Below are 21403 nucleotides of genomic sequence, written 5' to 3'. Positions count from 1 at the left end.
TAAAACCGACAGATTGTTAATAACTATATGCTTTTAGAAGGTAAATGCGCTTAAGCCACGTCAAATCTAGCATCAGGATCAAATGTATATCCATTGAGTAGATCTTTTACTTTCATACGCTTTTTATTAGGTATTTGTATCTCATCTATCTCTATCATGTATTTACCACATGCTATCACCATTTTTCCTTCTTCTATTACAAAACTACCAGGAGTCATTTTATGGTCTTTTTCTATTACGGTAGATTTATGAATCTTAACCACCATAGCTTCTTTATTAATTAAGGTTGCCTTTGCAACAGGATATGGATATAAACCTCTTATAAGTGCATCTACTGTGCTTGCAGGTTGTTTAAAATCAATTAAAGTATTGCTGTTATTTAATTTTGGTGCATCTTTTAAGTCCTGCGAGTCTTTTTGTATAGTAGTAGTTATGGTTCCTGCCGCTATATTATTTACTGTTTCTAAACTTAATGAAGCACCCATAGCCATTAAACGGCCATAAAGTGAGCCTACATCTTCTAGTGGTGCTATATCAGTTTCTTGATTTGCAATGATAGCACCGGTATCTATTTTTTCATCGATAAAGAAAGTGGTGACACCAGTTTTCTTTTCTTGGTTGATAATAGCCCAATTTATAGGTGCAGCACCTCGATATTGAGGTAATAAACTAGCATGTAGATTAAAGGTACCTAGTTCTGGCATTTTCCACACGGCCTGTGGTAACATTCTAAAAGCTACAATAACCTGCAGGTCTGCATTGTAAGATGCTAGTTCTTTTAAAAAATCTTCTGATTTTAAATTAGTAGGTTGTAAAACTGGTAGCTCGTTTTCTACGGCGTACTTTTTTACGTCACTTTGGTTAATTTTTCTACCTCTACCGGCAGGTTTATCTGGCGCGGTAACTACAGCTACTATAGTATGGTGTGATTTATTTAAAGTATCTAAAACTCCAGTTGCAAATTCTGGAGTTCCAAAAAATACAATTCTCAATGATTTATCCATTTAATAGGTATTTATTATCATTAGTTACGGTTACTTTACCGCTTTCTAATAATGATTTTATTTCTGTTATGATTATTGATTTGGGCTGTTTAATAAGTCGTTCTATCTCTACTATATCTAGAGGTTCTTTTTGTAAAACATGCCATACTTTTTGTGATATAGATGTAAGTGATTTATCTTTTAAACAGTTGCTACATTTACCACAGTTAGAGGTTGGTTTTTCTCCAAAATAAGCTAGTAACATACTATTAATACAGGTGTCTGTATTAGTTATCAATCTTACTAGTGCTTTTAACTTATCCAGTCGCAATTCATTCTGTCGTTCTAGTTCTTTAGAAAAACTGTTGATTACACGCTCGTCATCTCTAGGTATTAAATAGGTTATTTGTAGATCTGTGTTAGTAATAGTGGCTTCTATTAATTCTTGATCATGTAATAATTGTAAGGTCTCGTAAACTTCGTTCTCACTAGTATTACTTCTCGTTGCAATTAATGCTGCATTGATTTGTAGCACCTGATTTGCACTACTACCATAGGTGCGCAATATGGACTGTATGATAGCATTAACGACAGGCCTGTTTTGAGCAAAGTACATGATTTGTTTTCCGCTTTCGCGAAAGCGGACACTAGACCGTCTATGGTAACCTTGAGAAAGACTGATGACACTAAATCGCTCTAATGCGGTTAATGCGCTGTAGGCTTGCATACCGTTTAATTGATAGGTACTGCAAAATTGTGAAAATGATAAAGGATGTGTTTCTTGTTCACCTTCACCTAGTGCTATTCTCAAATAATTAGATAATTTGCGGTATATAAACTTGAGGTAAGCAGGGGTAGGCTGTGATTTTATGAACTGATTATAAGCATGCTCGAGGTCGTTGCGATTATAAATGCTGTAGGCTATGCTAGGTAATCCATCTCTACCGGCTCTACCTGTTTCTTGATAGTAACTTTCTATACTATCTGGTAATTGCATATGGACTACAGTACGCACGTCTGGTTTATCTATTCCCATACCGAAGGCGTTAGTCGCCACCATGACCTGCAACTGATTATGAAGCCATTGATCTGATGTTTTTGCTCTTAATTTATTGTTTAAACCGCCGTGGTAAAATCCTGCTGTAATACCATTATGTAGCAGCTGTTGCGTGTATTCTACAGCATTTTTTCTACTTCTTACATAGGTAATGCTACTACCTGGATGTGTTGCATAAAAACTATTGAGCGAGCTTCTTTTATCACCAGTTTTATGGATATGATAATCTATATTACTTCGCTCATAACTAGCTTTAAAAACTCTATAATTATCAAATTCTAGGGTTTCTATAATATCTTTTTCTACGGTAGGAGTTGCTGTAGCGGTAACAGCTATAACAGGTACTCTGGGATGTAATTCTTTTAATATATGTATCTCTCGATATGCAGGTCTAAAATCATGTCCCCATTCACTAATACAATGTGCCTCATCCACAGCGATAAGGTTCACATTCATTTTAAGAATGCGTTCTTTTACTAATGACTGCTGTAAACGCTCTGGACTTAAGTATAGAAAATCATAACTGCCATAAATACAGTTATCTAAAACATTATCTAGATCTTGATAGGATATACCACCTGTAATACCTACCGCTTTTATATTGCGTTTTTTAAGTTGGTCTACCTGGTCTTTTATCAATGCAACAAGAGGCGAAATAACTATACATATTCCATCTAATTGTATGCCTGGTATTTGATAACAAATAGATTTACCACCAGCTGTAGGTAATAGAGCAAGCGTGTCTTTACCATCTAATACGTTAGAGATTATGTCCTTTTGTAAAGGTTTAAAGTTCTCATAACCGTAAACCGTGTTTAATATGTCTAACGATTTGTTGATCAATATTATAAATGGTTCTTTATAAAGTTAAACCTGCCTTCTATGTCTAGTTTAGGCACTTCTATAGGAGTGTAGTTTAATTTAGTGTAAAAGCGTTTAAGAATATCACCTAGCACGACCGCTTCTTCATAGCTTTCATAACGCTCTGCATCGCTTTCATAGATTTCTTCCCATGGTGGTAGAAAAAACACCTGGTCGTACCTGTGGTCGTCACATGCTGTCATGTATTCATCTGGGATATCATCACCGGTAAATACATGATAAGAAGGTACGTCTGGAATGCCTCTGTCATAAAAGTTTATTCCATTTACTGCCTCGTTATATTGAATGATACGGCCAGCAAGTAGTTGATTACTAAAAGCAAAAGGGTCTGTTAAAAATAATTGATCGATGCCTTCTTCTTGAGCCTTTGCGGTTACTTCTCTAGATATTTCATGATGGACTTTAAAACCATTAAGTTCTATCGTTTTAAGGACACTAGTTTTACCAGATCCTGGACCACCTATTATTAAGATTCTTTTCAACTTTTCCATAAAGTACAAAATAACTAAATCTATGCTTAGTAATCGTGTCTATCATGAATTATATTTGCATCGATATGATGGAAGGAAAAAAATCTGAAGAATTTTACGCAAAGTTGAAACTACAACTTGCTGATACCAGTTCATGGCCAGCAAAATATCTATATAAATTTATAGTTCCGTCTCAAGGGACGCAAATTAAAGAGATAGAAGATATATTTGATAATACAGGTGCTGTGATTAAAACTAAAGAATCTAGTAAAGGAACTTATACAAGTGTTTCTATCATGGTAAAGTTAAAAGATCCTGATGCTGTTATAGAAAAATACAAAGAGGTAAGTACTGTAGAAGGTGTTATATCACTTTAAGTAGATTAATTACAACTTTTTATGTATTTTGCAACACTTCACAACAAGTAATACATTTTCAATTTGATATCATCACTAGAATATAATACAGAGCGTAACCAGCTCGTTATACCTGAATATGGAAGACATATTCAAAAACTAGTTGAGCACTGTAGAGCGCTAGAAACTAAGGAGGAACGCAACCGTATGGCAACTGCCATTATAGGTGTGATGGGAAATCTGAATCCGCATTTAAGAGATGTAGCAGATTTTCAACATAAACTGTGGGATCAATTATTTGTAATTGCAAATTTTGATCTAGATGTAGACTCACCTTATCCTATTCCAGATAAGGAAGTTCTTGCAGCGAGACCAGCGAGAATGACTTATCCTCAAAAAAGACCTCGTTATAGGTTTTATGGAAATAATATCCAGAGCATGATTAACATCGCTTTAGGATGGGAGAAAGGAGAGAAGCGAGAGGCTTTAAGTTATATAATAGCAAATCACATGAAGAAATCTTTCCTTAACTGGAATAAAGACTCTGTAGATGATGCTGTTATTTTCAAACATTTGTTTGAATTAAGTAATGGGGAGATTAACCTTGCTGCCAAAGAAGAAGATCTTCTAGAATCTAAGTCTTTGATTTACCGTAACACGAGTAGTAATCGTGTTAGTAATAAAAACCATCGTCATCATAAAAAAGGTGGTCGCAGTAATAACAATAACAACAATAATAGAAGAAGAAGAAACTAATTCTTTTAATTCTTAAACATAAAAAAGTCCCTTTTTGCAATAAAAAGGGACTTTTTTATGTGTTAATTGAGAGTTATACAGACTTTCTAGTACTCTCTGTATTCATTCTCCATGCGTCTAACATCCACGTTGTAGTTTCTAACTCTCTGATATAAGCGCCTATTAAATCAATAGTACCCTCGTCTTCACATTCTCCGGCAGTTTCTACCACTTTTGCCATTTGTGTAAGAATACTTCCATGATCTTCAATCAGGTTGTTCACCATTTCTATATCGGTAAGCTCTGACTTAGTTTCTTTTAAGTTAGATAATTTTAAATAATCACTGTAGTTAGAAGTAGGTTGGTATCTTAAGGTCAATATACGCTCTGCAACTTCATCAATTTTTAAAATCGCGTCGTTGTACATTTCTTCAAATTTTACATGAAGATCAAAGAAAGAACGACCTACTATATTCCAGTGGTAATTTCTCAGTTTCTGGTAGTATAGGTGATAATCTGCTAGGAGTATATTAAGTTCTTTACTGGTGTTTTTTGCTTTTTCTAAATCAAAATTTAAATAATTCATTTCTTGGTTATTTTAGTTTTTTAAACATTTTATTACTGACATCTAATAGAAGACGCTACTTTACCATTATCGATTTGAATTCTAAGATTAATTAAAAATCTAGAAGACTATTTTATGGTTTTATGATGATATAAAGGTAGTTAGACATAACAACTCATGTTTTGAATATTGAGTTAAAATGTGTTTATGAAATCACAAATAGGTGTGAGTGATTAAAATATAGTAGAACTCTATGCAGCGAGTTTTACTTTATCACAAAGAATCGCTCAAAGGTGCTGTCTTCTAATTGCATCCATATTAACGGTGCAAATCCACGTGATAGACTGGCTGTAGTTAGTTCTAAAATTTGAAGAAATGTAAAAGATTCCTCTAACTCTTGAGGTTTCATTTTCCACTCATACTTTTTAGGTAAGAAATAGATGTTTGATGTTTCCGCTTTCGCGAAAGCGGAATACTTAAAGTAATATCCCACAATACTAGCTTTATTAATGTACTTAAAGGAATGATTCCATAGCCTATGAGGAATAAACACATGCGCTATAAAACAGACCTCCTGATGCATTTTATGAACGTCCAGGTCAAATTGATCTAATATATCTTGTGTATGCTCATTGTAAAGTAAGGGTAACTGGTGGTTTTTAAGATGGTCGATTTTACGGACTAAATTATCCTTTCCATTAGGCCCTTGATACTTACTAAGCTCTTGTCTTATTGGGTCTTTATCACGTACATCTTTATCGATATCATAGATATAAAATTTGTAAACTAATTCTACATGAATAATTTGTTTACTGCGTTTTTCTTGTACGATGTAATCCAGTTCACCTATGGTAATTTTACCTTTAAAAATTTGTTGATTGGACACTAGTAAGTTATAGTTACTAGACTGCTCTATACAGAATTTAAAAAAATGTTCAGCTCTTTTACCTAAAACTGTTTTTTGAGGTATTATAGGTAAATCAATAGAGGCTTTCTCTTTTAAATGGTCAAATTTGAGACTGGAGAAAAGAAATTGATCAAGGCCTAATAATGTTCCTGACCATAGGGTAGCAGTGCTATAAAAGTTTTTAAATCTTGCTAGACTGTTATCCATTTATAATTTATGGTATTGTTTTTTAAGATAACTACCAGCTGCAGGTCCTAGATTAAATAATAGATCTAAGCCACTTAATGGTTGTGTAAAACCATGCTTTTCTTGAAATACCTGAATGTATGAGTCTAGTTGAAATAAGGCATCACCTTTGGCCGTAATGAGTCTTTTTGCAAGTGCGTTATCCTCATAATTAACAACTCTATTTATAGTGCGATCTATTTGAAGATGGTGCATCAAAAAATGAAGGGTTTTTATATTCCACTCTAATAATGAAGATGGTATTTCCTTAAATAATTCTTCTAGGTCGTCTTGATAATATTCAAAATAGGGACTACTGTAATAAGCACTCTTTATACTCTTTAAATGCGTAGAAGCCCAGGCTTGTGAATTATCTATTTCTATCGAACTGTACAGTACAGAATGTCCTTTTTTTTGATGAACAATAGGAATGTTAAGTGCTAGTTTACCATTTGCTGCAGCAATGTAACATCTGTTTCTATAAGTTTGTTTTACATAACTATCCTGCTGCTCGAGAATAATATTCTGAGCATGATGTATATGAATGAGTGTAATGACATCCACAAAGTAGGAGGGATGAATAATCAAATCATTCATAGCCATAGATTATTAAGAGTTTTCCTGATTCTTTTTCTTATTACTCATGATCTTTTTAACCACAAAGTAACCACCTAATATTACTAAGAAATAAACTAAGTAAGAAGTAGGCTGTCCAGATCCATTTACTGTAGTAAACATTCTTTCAAACCTAAATGCAGACGTAAATGATTTATTACCGTCATAACTCATCCATACAAATACTGGTTTACCAACTACGTGATTAAATGGTACATAACCCCAGAATCTACTATCTAGACTATTATCACGATTATCACCCATGAGCCAGTAATAATCTTGCTTAAATGTATAAGAGGTAAGAGGCTGGCCATTTAGTAACACTTTATTTCCTTTAAGAGTTATATCGTTAAAGATATTCATCTCACTACCTTCATAAACTTCAATGATTCTCTCAAAGTAAGAGATGTTTTTGTAGTCTATGTCTACGGTCATACCTTCGGCAGGAATTAAAAATGGATCGCGGTCATCATTATTGTTAGATAATCTACCATCATATGGAAAAGCATTGGGCTTATTGTATATAGTAGATATGTCATTGCGGTCTCTTAAATCTTTGCGATAAGGTGTTGCTAGTTCTTGATTTCGCATTTCGGCAGACGTGATAATACCATCCTTAGTAAGCTGCTCGATGGCTTTATCTGTTGCTGTTAATTGTAGTTTGTTAGGATTAGCATCTCTATCTGGCTGATATATGTTTTCAGTTATATCATATTTCTCGATCATATAAGCTTGATCTGCCATAAGATCTAATCTTGTTGTGATTACGCTATAAATATGCTGTGGTCTGGCACGTTCTGGTAAAATAAGTTCTTCACCATTAATGTATATAACACCATCTTTCATAGACATGGTATCACCAGCTATAGCAACACATCTCTTTACATAATTAGATTTCTTATCAATAGGTTTGTAATGGTATTTACCATCGTCATTAGGATAAGAATTAATGGTATCTGTAGGATAGTTAAATACCACGATGTCATTGCGTTCTATTTTTTGAAAACCAGGTATTCTAGTGTATGGTAACTGTGGTCTTGCTAGATAGCTTTTTACTCCTAACACAGGAATGGTATCGTGTACCATAGGTGCGGCGATAGGAGTCATAGGTAACCTAGCACCGTAATGGAATTTACTTACAAAAAGAAAATCACCTGTAAGCAATGTTTTTTCTAATGAAGAAGTAGGAATAATAAATGGTTGCATTACATAGGTGTGAACTATAGTTGCTGCTATTACTGCAAATAGAATAGAATTAGTCCATTCTCCAGCACTAGTTCTAGGGTCTAAACTTCTATCATGTATATAATTAAGTGGTTGCGTGTAATTGATGTAATAGATATAAAAACCAAAAGTCACCACTCCTAGAGTCGTATCTATCGCTTTATTGTAACCAAAGGACCTCAAGGTATCTACCCATATAACTATAAACATTAAAAGGTTTACTACCGGTAAGAAAAGTAAAATAGTCCACCACCATGGTCTATTCATTATTTTCATTAATGTAACCGCATTAAATACAGGTACAAATGCTTGCCATGCTTTAAAACCTGCAGCGACATACATTTTCCAGGTTCCTAATCCGTGAATTAACTGGATTAAGATAAATACGATTAACCATTCTGTCCAATTCATATTGTTATATTGTAGTATGATAGATAGTTGTAGAGATTATTATAACCCTAAAACATCTTTCATGGTGTAAATTCCTTTTTTATTAATAATCCACTCAGCAGCTATAACACTACCTAAAGCAAAACCATCTCTAGTATGTGCGGTGTGAGTTATTTCTATACTATCTATTTCGTTTTGATAGGTAACGCTGTGAGTTCCTTTGACATCTTCTTCTCTCAAAGCTTCAATTGAAACAGAATCTTCTTTGAGATCTGTTCCTAAATGCCAGTTTTCTTTGCTTACGCTTTTTGCTAGTCCTTCAAATAAAGTTATAGCCGTACCACTAGGCGCATCTTTCTTTTCTGTATGATGGATTTCTTGCATCTTAACATCATATTCTTTGAACTGACTCATCATTGCGGCAAGTTTTTTATTAAGCTCAAAGAAAATATTAACTCCTAGACTAAAGTTAGACGCATAAACCATACTTGATTTATGTTCTTTAATCATATCAGTTACCTCGCCTAAATTTTCATTCCACCCAGTAGTACCGCAAATAATAGGTATTTGAGTAGGAATAAGATATTTGAGGTTATTCATTACGCTTTCTGGACTAGTAAACTCTATAATAACATCTGCCTTTGTGATGTCTTCCATAGAGTCATTGCGACCTATTCTAGTAACCACAGTATGTCCTCTTTCTAGAGCTATTTTTTCAATGGTTTTACCCATTTTACCATATCCTAATAATGCAATTTTCATATTAAAAATTATAGGTGAGATTAAATCCGTAGGTGTTACCTATAGCTAGTGTGTTGTAATCCATATAAGGTAGAAAAGTTAAATTACGATCTACACTAAACTGGCTCAAATGCCCGTCTACGTTTGCATCAATTATTTGCAATACATATAGACCTGCTGTAATTAAAAGGCTTAATTCTTTATTACGTTGTGAGGTTCTTTGCGCTCTTTCTAGCCCTTCTGTAGTTATTATGGGAGTTCCGTCTGCATTAGAGAACTCATCATTTGTACCACCAGCTAGACGTATTCTAAAAGCATCTCTTAAACGATTGTATTCTTTATCATTAACTGTATACACATAAATAGGAATACCTACTGCAGCTAGGGCAAGAGGTACTTTCCAATACTTCTTATTGTATGCCTGACCTAAACCTGGTACAATAGCGCTATAAAAAGCAGCTTTTGCAGGTCGGTTTGCATCATATACAGTGGCAACACTATCCTGTGCTACTAGCAGTGGTCCAAAGTTAGGATTAGGATCTGGCTGTGTTTGTGCAAATCCAGCAAAGCCTATAAAAAGTATTATGTAAATTATGTATTTACTCATTGATTAACTTTACAATGCGTTCAAAGTCTGCTTTAGAAGCATAGTTAATAGTAATTTTTCCTTTACCACTGCTTGACATAGTCGTAGTAACTTTTGTGTCTAGTAAAGAATTAAGCTCAGATGTTTTTTGAGAGATATTTTCTGGCAGGTACTTCGTTTTAGTCTGCTTTCGCGGAAGCGAGTCCGTTTTAGACTCCTTAACCATTTTTTCAGTTTCTCTTACAGAAAGACCATCGCTCAATACCTTTTGATAAATATCTAGCTGTTGGTCCAGACTGTCTATAGTGATTAAAGCACGTCCATGTCCCATAGAGATAAAACCATCTCTCATACCTGTCTGGATAATAGGATCTAGTTTTAAAAGACGTAGGTAATTTGCAATAGCACTTCTAGATTTCCCTACACGCTCACTCATTTGCTCTTGTGTAAGATCTATTTCTTCAATTAATCTTTGATAAGAAAGAGCTATTTCAATAGGATCTAAATCCTGACGCTGGATATTTTCTACCAGTGCCATTTCTAGTGATTCTTGATCGTTTGCTAGACGTACATATGCTGGTACAGTTTCTAGTCCTAATAACTTAGAAGCACGACATCTACGTTCTCCAGAAACTAGTTCATATTTACCAAAACCTTTCTTACGTACTGTAATAGGTTGTATAACACCTAGTTCTTTAATAGAAGAAGCCAGCTCTTTAAGTTGCTCTTCATTAAAACTAGTTCTAGGTTGAAAAGGGTTCATGTCGATATCCTTCAATGGAAGATCGATCACGTTACCTACTATCTTATCTGCATTTTTATCTGCAGTAGATTTAATATCGTTGCTAGGGTCTTTTAAAAGAGCAGATAATCCTCTTCCTAGCGCTTGTTTTTTAGTTGCTTTGGCCATTTTGCTTAAGCGTTTTTCTGTATAAGTTCATTAGCAAGGCTCAGGTAATTCTCAGATCCTTTACTAGATGCGTCATAATTAATAATGCTCTCACCATAAGAAGGTGCTTCACTTAAACGCACATTACGTTGAATGATTGTCTTAAAAGTTAATCCTTCAAAATGTTGATTTACTTCTTCTACTACCTGATTAGAAAGCCTTAACCTGCTGTCGTACATAGTTAGTAATAGACCTTCTATATCTAAATTTGTATTATGGATTTTCTGTACACTTTTTACTGTGTTTAATAATTTACCTAGACCTTCTAGTGCAAAGTATTCACATTGAATAGGTATAAGAACAGAATTACTAGCAGTAAGGGCATTTAAAGTTAATAATCCTAGTGAAGGAGCACAGTCTATAATAATATAGTCATAGTTATCTTGAATGCTAGCAAGTGCTGTACGCATCATGTATTCACGACTCTCTTTGTCTACTAGTTCTATTTCTATAGCCACTAGATCTATATGAGCAGGGATAATATCTACATTAGGAGATTCTGTTTGTAACACTAGGTCTGCGGCAGGGACAGAGTTTTCAATAAGTTGGTAAGTACCTTGTTCTATTTCTTCAACGTCTAAGCCTAGTCCAGAAGTAGCATTAGCCTGCGGATCTGCATCTATTAACAATACTTTCTTTTCTAATACTCCTAGACATGCTGCAAGATTAACTGCTGTAGTTGTTTTACCTACGCCACCTTTTTGATTTGCTATAGCAATTATTTTACCCATGGAATCTTTATGATTTTAAAACGCTAAAGTAAATATTTTACAGCGGATTTTTATCAATAATCTTCTTTTAGGTAGCTTGCTTTTCAACAATAAAGAATAGAAATCGTTATTTCATTGATTTTGAGCTCTAGAATGTAAATTTGAAAATATACATTTTAACTTTTGTCGCACTAGTTCTCCTTAAGAACTAACTTTGTAAAATGAAAAAACTACTAGTAATAGGTAAAAACTGGCCAGAACCGCAAACCACTGCTGCAGGATATAGAATATTACAGTTACTAGAGGTTTTTCAAGAAGATGGTTATCAAGTTATTTTTAGTTGCGCAGGATTTAAATCGGCATATTCTGTAGATTTAGGAGCCTTAGATATTATTGAAAAAGAGATCTTGCTTAATGACTCTAGTTTTGATCAATATATAAAGGAATTAAGACCTGATATAGTGTTATATGATCGCTTCATGACCGAAGAGCAATACAGCTGGCGAGTAAAAGATAACAGTCCAGATACTTTACATATTCTAGATACAGAAGATTTACATTTTTTAAGAAAGGCTAGGGAAGTAGCTGTTAAAAACGGGACTGATGTTAGTTTTTATAATGATGCTGCCATAAGAGAAATTGCAGCTATTTATCGCTGTGATCTTAGTATAATCATATCAAAGGTAGAGCATGATGTTTTGATAAACAGTTTTGACATACCGGTAAATAAACTAGTTTACATTCCTTTCTTATATAAGGATGATAAATTAAAAATCTCTTTACCTAAATCTTTTAACGAGAGATCTAATTTTGTGATGATAGGTAATTCTCTCCATCAACCTAATTATGATTCTATCTTGTATCTTAAAAATGAGATATGGCCACAGATTAGAAAGCAATTACCAGATGTAGAAGTACATATTTACGGTGCTTATCAAAATCAAAGCATAGAACAATTACACAACCTTAAGCAAGGTTTTATAGTTAAAGGTTTTGCAACAAATGCTATTAAAACACTGCAGGAATATCGATTGTTATTAGCTCCATTACGTTTTGGTGCAGGTTTGAAGGGTAAGATATTTGACGCTTTGCATGCCGCTACACCAGTAGCAATGTCACAAATAGCAGCCGAAGGAATGTTTAATGGTAAGCAAGAATTTGGTTTTACCGAGGACGATATAGATGCTTATGTAAGTAAAGTGATAAGCTTGTATCAAAATCCTAGAAAATGGCAAGAGTTAAGCGATAGTTCTTCAAGAATTTTAGAAAATAATTATTCCCATTCCGCTTTCGCGAAAGCGTTATTATTTAAAATATCTAGTTTAACAAATGTTAATAATGCTTTATCAAGTAAGGATGATTTTTTTATAAAAATGCTAAATTTTCATTCAAATTCTCGTTACAAATATCTTTCTAAATGGATCGATTTAAAGAATAATTCTGATTAATCATAGATTTATATTTATAATCTATTAATCACTATGTATTTCATCGATAATTATAACGTTATGTCGTTCACTTAGCGTTTTAAAGGTCATACGTTCTGTTTATTAACTGAAATAAGGAAGAATAATACGAGATTTTATCGTTTAAAAACTTAACTAATATTCATTTTACCGATAAAAAACGTATCTTAATCTGATTTTTTAAAATTATGTTTAACTCATGTATCTGTGATACAGTAGATTATGAAACATAGTTAATTATTATGTATGCATAGCATAATGAAAAGCTTTTTTGTATTACATCGATTATTTATACTTGTTGTCGTACTTAAAAGTATAGGGATATGATTAAAAAATTACTCAATAAAAAGAAAAAATTTCTACTAGGATTAATAATAATTCTTACTATGCCTGCATATGGACAAATCACTGTTTTTAATGCAGATTTTACTACAGGGTTAGGAGACAATGCATGGACTGAAACTAATACAGCGCCAAATGGAAACTGGGTAAGAGGTGCAGACCTTACAGCTTTTGGAGCTGGACAATATTTTTTTTTACAAAAAACATTTTCATCTAATAGAACTTTTGAACCAAATGATCGTGCTGAAGCTATTTCCCCTGTCATTGATTTAACAGGTTATGACAAGTTGACTTTGTCCTTTGATATGTATTTAGAGGTTTTTAATTCTAGACAAGAGGGCGTAACCCTCTTATATAGTACTGATGGCGGTGTTACATATCAAACCTTGGGTAAAGAAAATGACGAAGCGACTAATTGGTACATATCAAGAGATAATGGTGTCTTACCTGGATTTGGTGGATGGACGGTAAATAGTGGAGGATGGGTAACTGCGTCCATCGACTTACCTTCACAAGGTTTTGATGATAAAAATAATATTAGATTTAAATTTTATTTTGCTGCAGATAATACATCTTATTTAGTAGATGGTTTTGCATTTGATAATTTTAAAATTACTGGATTCAATAAGTTGACAAAAAATTATTCAGATTGTGGATTAGGAATAGGTCAGAATCTTGAGTTATGGTTAAATACTAGAACTCTAACAGGATTGAATGACGGTGATAAAATAGATCAGTGGACAAATATTTCTTCATTAGACCCTGCAGCAAATATTAGTAGTGAGTGGACTAGTGCTACGGCTACAGGTGTGGAGAGACCTACTTATAGCGATAATCCTACAAAAAACGTAAATTTCAATCCTGTTGTATCTTTTGATGGTTCTAATTCCATGTTTGGTAAATCTGGTTTTTATAACAGAGATATTTATATAGTTATTAATCCTACCGCAGGAATCAATGCATCTAGACCTACTGAAGATGTGTTTCTAGGGGATGATTATCTTGAAGACATAGGTAGTGAAGATATTACTGGTGTTTCCATTAATAATACTAGTGTTAGATTTACTGATGGTATGGGAAACCAGACACCAGATATCGCAGCGTATAATCAAGGAGCTAATACTGGGTATGGTAGAGCCATAATTCATCCAGCTTTAAATTATGATCGACCTGTAATATTTAACGCAAGACTTAATGCGGCAGGAGATGGTATGGATCTGTTTTTAGACGGTGTAGATTTAGGTACGACCTTGAGTCCAGCATTAATGCAAGAAGTTAATAAGGCTAAATTTTCTGATATACTTAACTCTAGATATTGGATAGGTAGATCTGAATTTTTTGGACCTAGTTTTACCGGAGATGTGTTAGAAATAATGTCATTTTCAGAACGTAAATCAGATATAGATAGAAGACGCTTAGAGTCTTATCTAGCGGTAAAATATGGAATTACATTGGGCTTGTTTCCAGTTGCGGCTATAGGTTTGCCTCACGTACCTGGAGCATATTTTGATTCTGATGGTAATTCTTTGTGGAATGCTAGTACAGATAATGGATTTACTTATAATGTTGCTGGAATAGGTTTTGATTCTTGTTCTTTATTAAACCAGAAGCAGGCTAAAAGTGTAGATCCAAATACGTTTATTACTATAGGATTAGGTGATATCTATGACACAAATAATAATAATCCTAATTCTTTTCAGGATAGTGGAGATTTCTTAATGTGGGGTAGTACTTTATCTACGTTAAGTGCTTTACCTAGTCCTCTAGAAGTAAATTTGGGTCCTAGCCTAGTAACTACATTTACAGATGTAACAGAACGTACCTGGAAGTTTAAGGAAATTTCACAAAATGCTAACGATATACCAGAGGTTAAAATTTCTGTTTCCACTGCAGGTTTAGCTTCTTTACCGGCATTAGTTGGTAATGATGCTTATGTTATGATTATTGCAGACGATAAAGATTTTACCACAAATATTGAAACTAAGTTTTTAAAGACTGTAGGCGCAAATCAAGAGGCTTATCATGATTTTGATGATGTGAAATTCGTGAAATTCGGTGTAGCGCATGAAGTAATTGAGCCTAGAGATATCTTGTTCGACGGTTCTGATGATTATGTAGCAATGGATGACGAGGTTGAATTTACTGGTAATTATTCTATATCTGCTTGGGTTAATACTAATGGGTCTAACGATAGTAATACTAATAAAACCATTGTTTCTAAAAGAGCAAACGGTGTAGATGGGTATCATTTCTATCTTACTGATGATAATCGTGTTGCTATGACGCATAATGGTGTTTCTACCATAATGTCAAATACAGCACTTTCTAACAATGTATGGAGATATGTAACCTTTACCTATGCAGGAAGCACAGCAAACATTTATATAGATGGCGTTTTAGACATTACTCAAGATATTCTTAGTCCTATAAATAATGATTCAAGATTTTGTATCGGATCTAGATATGTAGATAAGAATACTATCGTAGATAATTTTTCAGGTAGTCTAGATGAAATTAGAATATTTTCAAATAGTATTACTCAAAGAGAATTACGCTTTATAATGAATCAGGAACTAGAGAAAAGCGGCACAGGGATAAAAGGTTCTGTCATACCAGAAACTATAACTAGAAATGATATCTCTGGTATGTTATGGACAGATCTAGAGGCTTATTTTAATATGAATACTTATATAGGTACTCACTTAAATGATGCGTCTGGTAATGGACATAGAGGTAGTTTAATACAGCCAGATAATTTTAGTATTAATGAGCAAACAGCGCCATTACCATATATTACTGCTACAGACGGTAATTGGAATAATGATAGTAGTTGGGTTAATGGTAGTGTTAATTTTGTACCAGGTGCAAGAAGAGTTATTAATGGCGTTAACAAAGTAATTAATTGGAATATAGTAGAGGTAGATCATGAAATGGTTGCCGATAATAAGAACTATAAGTTTCTAGGATTAGATGTAAGCAGTACAGGTAAGTTATCTACAGATAATGATAGAGCAATAATTGTTTCTCATATTTTGACTTTAGATGGCTTTATCGATTTACAAGGAGAGTCTCAACTAGTTCAAAGTACAGATAGTGATTTGATACCATCTACTACAGGTAAGATAGAAATAGATCAACAAGGTACCTCTAATACGTATGATTATAACTATTGGACATCACCAGTGAGTATTATTACTGATGGAGTTAATAATAATGGTTTTGATATTGCTAGTGTTCTTAAAGATGGTACTTTAATCGATAATCCTAGAGATATAACCTTTACTGGTACAGGAGTTAGAGATGGTGCACCTGGTACCGCATCAGTTGCTGCTACCATTTCAGGTAGATGGTTGTATAAATATGGTAATACTACTAGTAATACCTATGCAAACTGGGAGTATGCTGGTCCTACAGGAATTCAGCTAGCAGGAGAAGGTTGGACTATGAAAGGAACCGGAGCCTCAGGTTCTACGCAAAATTACATTTTTGTAGGTAAGCCTAATAATGGAGATATAAACCTAGATATAGATAATGGAAATGATTATTTAATCGGTAATCCATATCCTAGTGCTTTGGATGCTCATGATTTTATTTCAGATAATCCAGATACAGATGGAACAGTTTATTTTTGGGAACATTGGGGTGGTGACACTCATATTTTAGCCAGTTATCAAGGTGGTTATGCCACTTATAACTATTCTGGAGGTGTAGGTAATGCGACTTTTGGAACTTCTAATCCAGATGTAAATCAAGGTGGTGTCCCGACTAAATTGCCTAAACGATACATACCAGTAGGTCAGGGGTTCTTTGTAACTGGTATTAACGATGGTGGACAAATTAGATTTAGAAACGGCCAACGAGAATTTGAAAAAGAATCTGACGGAGAGAGTATATTTGTAGCTGCACCAGGTAGTGACCCTATTCTTAGCGATGGTGCTATCAACACATCAAGAGATACTAGATTAAAGATAAGATTAGGTTTTGACTCTTCTAACTTAATTCACAGACAGCTATTGCTTACGGTAGATTCTTTGACTACTTATCAAGTGGATAGAGGTTATGATGGTAGACTGTTAGATGAGCAAATAGATGATATGTCCTGGATAGTAAACACAGATAAACTTACCATACAAGGAGTGCCATCTATTGAGAACGGAGCAGAGTTACCGTTATTTATTAAATTAAAAGATGATAGTAACTTTAGTATTACCATAGATGACTTACTTAATGTATTACCTACTCAAAATATTTTTATTAGGGATAATGTTTTAAATACGTATGTAAACTTAATGAACGGCGATTACACAAGTCCGGTATTAACTGCTGGTATTTATGAAGACAGGTTTTCTGTAGTGTTTACATTACCAGAAACTTTGAGCAATGAATTAGAACAACTAGATGAAACAGATCTTGTGGTGTTTACTCCTAATCATGTTACTGAGGTGCACATTAAAAAGCCTGTAGAAATAGAAATAAGTGATTTATACTTAATCAATATGCTGGGCCAGCAAGTGAGAACATATGACATGACTGGAAAAGTGGGTGTCCTTAAATTGGATGTATCACAAATAGTTAGTGGTAATTATCTTATAAAAATGAATACCAATCTAGGAGTAGTTACTAAAAAGGTAATTATTAAATAAACGATTAACTCGCTTGATGAATTAAAAGGTCTGTGTTTACAATAACACAGACTTTTTTTATACAAACTTTTAAAAGGTAGTGCGATCTGGTATGTATTTAATTGAATTTTAGTTGTTATAATTCCGCTTTCGCGAAAGCGGAACACAAAAAAAGCTCGATTCTATGAACCGAGCTTTAATAGTATAAATGAAACTGTAACGTTATTCTGTAACAGATTCTTCAAAGTTAACCTGAACCTGGCCTTTCAGAATGTCTGCCATGGTCTCACGCTCTCTAATAACGTGTGATTTACCATTGTACCAAAGTACCTCGGCAGGTCTATATCTAGAGTTGTAATTACTAGCCATGGAGTAACAATAAGCACCAGCGTTAGAGAATGAAAGAATATCACCTTCAGTAATTTCAGATATCTGGCGGTTGTTTGCAAATGTGTCTGTTTCACAAATATATCCCACAATGCTGTAGAATCTATTCTTACCATCTGGGTTAGAAATATTTCTTATACCATGGTAAGAACCATATAACATAGGTCTTATTAAATGATTAAATCCAGAGTCTATCCCTGCAAATACAGTAGATGTGGTCTGTTTTACAACATTGACCTGTGCAAGAAACTGACCAGATTCACTAACTAAAAACTTTCCTGGTTCAAAAGCCATGGTAATATCACGGCCGTATTCTTTACAAAATTTATTAAAACGCTCACTTAATTGAGCTCCTAGATCTTCAATATCTGTAGAAACATCACCTTCTTTATAAGGTACTTTAAATCCACTACCAAAATCTATGAATTCTAAATCCTTAAATTTTGCTGCAGTTTCAAAAAGAATTTCTGTTGCATATAGAAATACACCTATATCTAGAATATCGCTACCAGTATGCATGTGCACACCATTTACATTCATACCTGTGTTTTCTACTATACGTAGGATGTGTGGTATTTGATGAATGGATATACCAAATTTACTATCGATGTGACCCACAGAAATATTTGCATTTCCACCAGCCATAACGTGTGGATTTATCCTTACACAAACTGGTGTGTTAGGATGTTTAGAACCGAATTGTTCTAGTATAGAAAGGTTATCGATGTTTATTTGTACGCCTTTTTCTGCAACCTTTTCTATTTCTTCTAGTGATACACCGTTAGGAGTAAAAATAATTTTCTTAGGGTCTACACCAGCGGCCAGACCTAATTCTACCTCTTGTAGACTCACGGTATCGAGTCCAGCGCCTAACTGTTTAAAAAGTTTCAAGATAGAGATGTTAGACAGCGCTTTTACAGCATAATGTATTCTTAGATTCTTAGCCTTATCAAAGGCAGAAACTAAACGTTGATACTGTGCTACAATGACCTCTGCATCATAGACATAAACCGGACTACCGTGTTCTCGGGCTATGTTTAATAAATCTTGATTATTCATGTTAAAAAATTAAGCCCACAAAAGTAATAGACTAGAGGAATTAAAAGTCAATATTTTCTTAAAAATTCCATTTATTATAAGATACTTGTGCATAATTGAGGAATATCTATAAAATAAGAATTCTTTTAGAAGGATTTGTTTCAAATTCAAGGTTCACTTTCTTACTTTTGCTAGACTTAAATTGAACATTAAAGAACATTTATGAATCTTCACGAATATCAAGGAAAAGAAATTCTCGCTAGTTATGGTGTAACTATACAAAGAGGTAAAGTAGCAACAACTGCAGACGAGGCAGTAGCTGCTGCAAAAGAATTAACTGAAGAAACTGGTACTGGATGGCACGTTATCAAAGCACAAGTACACGCAGGTGGACGTGGTAAAGGTGGTGGTGTAAAGCTAGCAAAAAACCTTGATCAAGTAAAAGAAATCTCTGGACAGATTATAGGAATGGACCTTGTTACTCCTCAGACTACGGCTGAAGGTAAAAGAGTTCACCAAGTTCTTGTTGCAGAAGATGTATACGAACCAGGAGAGGCAGAAATAGAGGAATTCTATATGTCTGTACTTTTAGATCGTGGACAAGGTAAAAATATGATCATGTATTCTACAGAAGGTGGAATGGATATAGAAACTGTAGCTGAGGAAACTCCGCATTTAATCTTTACAGAAACTATCGATCCTGCACATGGTCTTCAAGGTTTTCAAGCAAGACGTATTGCTTTTAACTTAGGATTAAGCGGTAAAGCGTTTAAAGAAATGACAAAGTTTGTTAACTCTTTATACAATGCTTACTTAGGGTCAGATTCTGCTTTGTTTGAAATCAACCCAGTTCTTAAAGCTTCTAATAATACTATCATCGCAGTAGATTGTAAAATCACTCTAGATGAAAATGCTTTATTCCGTCACAAAGATCTTGAGGCATTAAGAGATGTTAGAGAAGAAAATGCAACTGAAGTAGAAGCTAGAGAGGTAGGATTAAACTACGTAGATCTAGATGGTAACGTAGGTTGTATGGTAAATGGTGCTGGACTTGCTATGGCAACAATGGACCTTATCAAACAAGCTGGTGGAGAACCTGCAAACTTCTTAGATGTAGGTGGTACTGCAGATGCTAAACGTGTTGAAGAGGCTTTCCGTATCATTCTTAAAGATGATAAAGTAGAGGCTATTCTTGTAAACATCTTTGGTGGTATTGTAAGATGTGACCGTGTAGCACAAGGTATCGTAGATGCTTATAAAAATATGGGTGATGCTATGAATGTACCATTGATCGTGAGATTACAAGGTACTAATGCAGAAATCGCTAAGGAACTAATAGACAACAGTGGTATGGATGTACAGAGTGCTGTTGAATTTCAAGAAGCTGCAGATAAAGTACAGGCTGTACTAGCTAAGTAATTATCATATAGATATTATTAAAAATCCCCTTAAGGCTATCGCTTTAAGGGGATTTTTTATGCGTTCTAATCATTTAAGAAAATTACTAGCTATTTAATAGTGTCATCTTGTTTTCTATTTATCAATGCTTTTCTAGACATATAGATAGTAATGATTCCGGTTATGGTGATAGGAACACCTATCATGAACATCATACTCATATATTGTTTCCAATTGAAGTATTCTAATTGAAAATTGATATCACTCATGTAAAAAAGGCTACCTAATAAAAAACTAACTAGAATTATGATCAGTAAAGCTTTTCTATAATGTTTTTTATTCTCCATTTTAGAATTAGTTTTTCCAAATCTAATAAAAAGAGATCTTTTTTATTAAATAATTTTTAGAGGTTTTCTTCAACTTTTTTAAGATTGTCAGCGGTTATTTCTGGTAACGCATCAGGGTCTGACATCTCTCTATCAGAATAGTCTTCTTCGTCAAAGGATTCCATTTGCATGGATAAGCGTTTAGAAATTTTCACGAGATACTTGGTATCTTCTGTAAGAACTTCTACAGCTTCTATGGTTTCATATTTATGATTCTTAAAAGTAATCACATCGTCATCACCATAGCCATCAGGGTATTTCTCTACAAGTAAAGCAAGAAGCTCTGGAGTTAGTTTTTTATAATCAACAATAATATTTCTCATTACCATATCATTTTAGGTAAATCTAAATTATATCATTTTTGATAAT

Annotated in this window: 19 protein-coding genes; 5 read left to right on the top strand and 14 right to left on the bottom strand. The window is 33.9% G+C overall.

Features of this window, described 5'->3' with window-relative positions:
* Positions 1 to 50 precede the first annotated feature (50 nt).
* Genes fmt through ACJJVN_RS09245 form a run of 3 tightly spaced genes read right to left on the bottom strand, consistent with a single transcriptional unit; the run spans position 51 to position 3413 of the window.
* Entirely contained in the window at positions 51 to 1004 is a 954-nt protein-coding gene (fmt, locus tag ACJJVN_RS09255) for a methionyl-tRNA formyltransferase (RefSeq protein WP_405377903.1), read from the bottom strand.
* The gene (locus tag ACJJVN_RS09250) at positions 997 to 2883 is read right to left on the bottom strand and encodes an ATP-dependent DNA helicase RecQ (protein ID WP_405377902.1); all 1887 of its coding nucleotides are present in this window, start codon (positions 2881 to 2883) and stop codon (positions 997 to 999) included. Before ACJJVN_RS09250 ends, fmt begins: the two co-directional genes overlap by 8 nt.
* Positions 2884 to 2885: 2 nt before the next feature.
* Positions 2886 to 3413, bottom strand: coding sequence for an AAA family ATPase (locus ACJJVN_RS09245; RefSeq protein WP_104514951.1), 528 nt, complete (start codon positions 3411 to 3413; stop codon positions 2886 to 2888).
* A gap of 68 nt (positions 3414 to 3481) precedes the next feature.
* Here ACJJVN_RS09245 and ACJJVN_RS09240 point away from each other — a divergent pair, with 68 nt between their 5' ends.
* Both ACJJVN_RS09240 and ACJJVN_RS09235 read left to right on the top strand, forming a co-directional pair.
* Complete coding sequence (locus ACJJVN_RS09240) at positions 3482 to 3769, top strand: DUF493 family protein (RefSeq protein WP_104514950.1); 288 nt, start codon at positions 3482 to 3484, stop codon at positions 3767 to 3769.
* A 63-nt stretch (positions 3770 to 3832) separates the two neighbouring features.
* Positions 3833 to 4504: a DUF4290 domain-containing protein gene (locus ACJJVN_RS09235; protein ID WP_104514949.1), complete on the top strand. Its 672-nt coding sequence runs from the start codon at positions 3833 to 3835 to the stop codon at positions 4502 to 4504.
* A gap of 73 nt (positions 4505 to 4577) precedes the next feature.
* Here the strand turns inward: ACJJVN_RS09235 and ACJJVN_RS09230 are convergent, their stop codons facing one another.
* From ACJJVN_RS09230 to ACJJVN_RS09195, 8 genes are all read right to left on the bottom strand, one after another.
* Positions 4578 to 5069, bottom strand: coding sequence for a Dps family protein (locus tag ACJJVN_RS09230; protein ID WP_104514948.1), 492 nt, complete (start codon positions 5067 to 5069; stop codon positions 4578 to 4580).
* A gap of 244 nt (positions 5070 to 5313) precedes the next feature.
* On the bottom strand, positions 5314 to 6162 hold the full coding sequence (locus ACJJVN_RS09225) for a DUF1853 family protein (RefSeq protein WP_405377901.1): 849 nt from the start codon (positions 6160 to 6162) through the stop codon (positions 5314 to 5316).
* Positions 6163 to 6777: a WbqC family protein gene (locus ACJJVN_RS09220; protein ID WP_104515202.1), complete on the bottom strand. Its 615-nt coding sequence runs from the start codon at positions 6775 to 6777 to the stop codon at positions 6163 to 6165. It abuts the gene before it with no gap.
* Positions 6778 to 6789: 12 nt separating this feature from the next.
* Positions 6790 to 8430: a signal peptidase I gene (gene lepB / locus ACJJVN_RS09215; protein WP_405377900.1), complete on the bottom strand. Its 1641-nt coding sequence runs from the start codon at positions 8428 to 8430 to the stop codon at positions 6790 to 6792.
* 39 nt (positions 8431 to 8469) lie between these two features.
* Entirely contained in the window at positions 8470 to 9171 is a 702-nt protein-coding gene (gene dapB / locus ACJJVN_RS09210) for a 4-hydroxy-tetrahydrodipicolinate reductase (protein WP_104514945.1), read from the bottom strand.
* A gap of 1 nt (position 9172) precedes the next feature.
* A complete protein-coding gene (locus ACJJVN_RS09205) occupies positions 9173 to 9757 on the bottom strand; it encodes a DUF5683 domain-containing protein (protein ID WP_245890648.1) in 585 nt (194 codons plus the stop codon).
* On the bottom strand, positions 9750 to 10646 hold the full coding sequence (locus ACJJVN_RS09200; RefSeq protein WP_405377899.1) for a ParB/RepB/Spo0J family partition protein: 897 nt from the start codon (positions 10644 to 10646) through the stop codon (positions 9750 to 9752). The genes ACJJVN_RS09205 and ACJJVN_RS09200 overlap by 8 nt, the downstream gene beginning before the upstream one ends.
* Before the next feature lie 5 nt (positions 10647 to 10651).
* A complete protein-coding gene (locus ACJJVN_RS09195; RefSeq protein WP_104514943.1) occupies positions 10652 to 11416 on the bottom strand; it encodes a ParA family protein in 765 nt (254 codons plus the stop codon).
* Positions 11417 to 11616: 200 nt separating this feature from the next.
* Between ACJJVN_RS09195 and ACJJVN_RS09190 the strand changes: the two genes are divergently transcribed.
* The gene (locus tag ACJJVN_RS09190) at positions 11617 to 12843 is read left to right on the top strand and encodes a glycosyltransferase (RefSeq protein ID WP_405377898.1); all 1227 of its coding nucleotides are present in this window, start codon (positions 11617 to 11619) and stop codon (positions 12841 to 12843) included.
* Positions 12844 to 13184: 341 nt separating this feature from the next.
* Complete coding sequence (locus ACJJVN_RS09185) at positions 13185 to 17846, top strand: LamG-like jellyroll fold domain-containing protein (protein WP_405377897.1); 4662 nt, start codon at positions 13185 to 13187, stop codon at positions 17844 to 17846.
* Positions 17847 to 18047: 201 nt separating this feature from the next.
* Here the strand turns inward: ACJJVN_RS09185 and lysA are convergent, their stop codons facing one another.
* A complete protein-coding gene (gene lysA, locus ACJJVN_RS09180) occupies positions 18048 to 19271 on the bottom strand; it encodes a diaminopimelate decarboxylase (protein WP_405368642.1) in 1224 nt (407 codons plus the stop codon).
* 201 nt (positions 19272 to 19472) lie between these two features.
* Between lysA and sucC the strand changes: the two genes are divergently transcribed.
* On the top strand, positions 19473 to 20669 hold the full coding sequence (gene sucC / locus ACJJVN_RS09175) for an ADP-forming succinate--CoA ligase subunit beta (protein ID WP_104514939.1): 1197 nt from the start codon (positions 19473 to 19475) through the stop codon (positions 20667 to 20669).
* An 89-nt stretch (positions 20670 to 20758) separates the two neighbouring features.
* On the opposite strand, the gene ACJJVN_RS09170 is transcribed toward sucC, so the two are convergent.
* Together ACJJVN_RS09170 and ACJJVN_RS09165 are read right to left on the bottom strand one after the other, a co-directional pair.
* Positions 20759 to 20995, bottom strand: a complete 237-nt coding sequence (locus ACJJVN_RS09170) for a hypothetical protein (RefSeq protein ID WP_405377896.1) — start codon at positions 20993 to 20995, stop codon at positions 20759 to 20761.
* A gap of 56 nt (positions 20996 to 21051) precedes the next feature.
* On the bottom strand, positions 21052 to 21357 hold the full coding sequence (locus ACJJVN_RS09165; protein ID WP_405377895.1) for a hypothetical protein: 306 nt from the start codon (positions 21355 to 21357) through the stop codon (positions 21052 to 21054).
* Positions 21358 to 21403: the final 46 nt, after the last annotated feature.

The sequence above is a fragment of the Nonlabens sp. Asnod3-A02 genome (assembly GCF_045063755.1).
Classification (GTDB): Bacteria; Bacteroidota; Bacteroidia; order Flavobacteriales; family Flavobacteriaceae; genus Nonlabens; species Nonlabens xylanidelens.
Note: the sequence above shows the minus strand (reverse complement) of the source record. Positions and strands in the feature narration are given on the sequence as shown.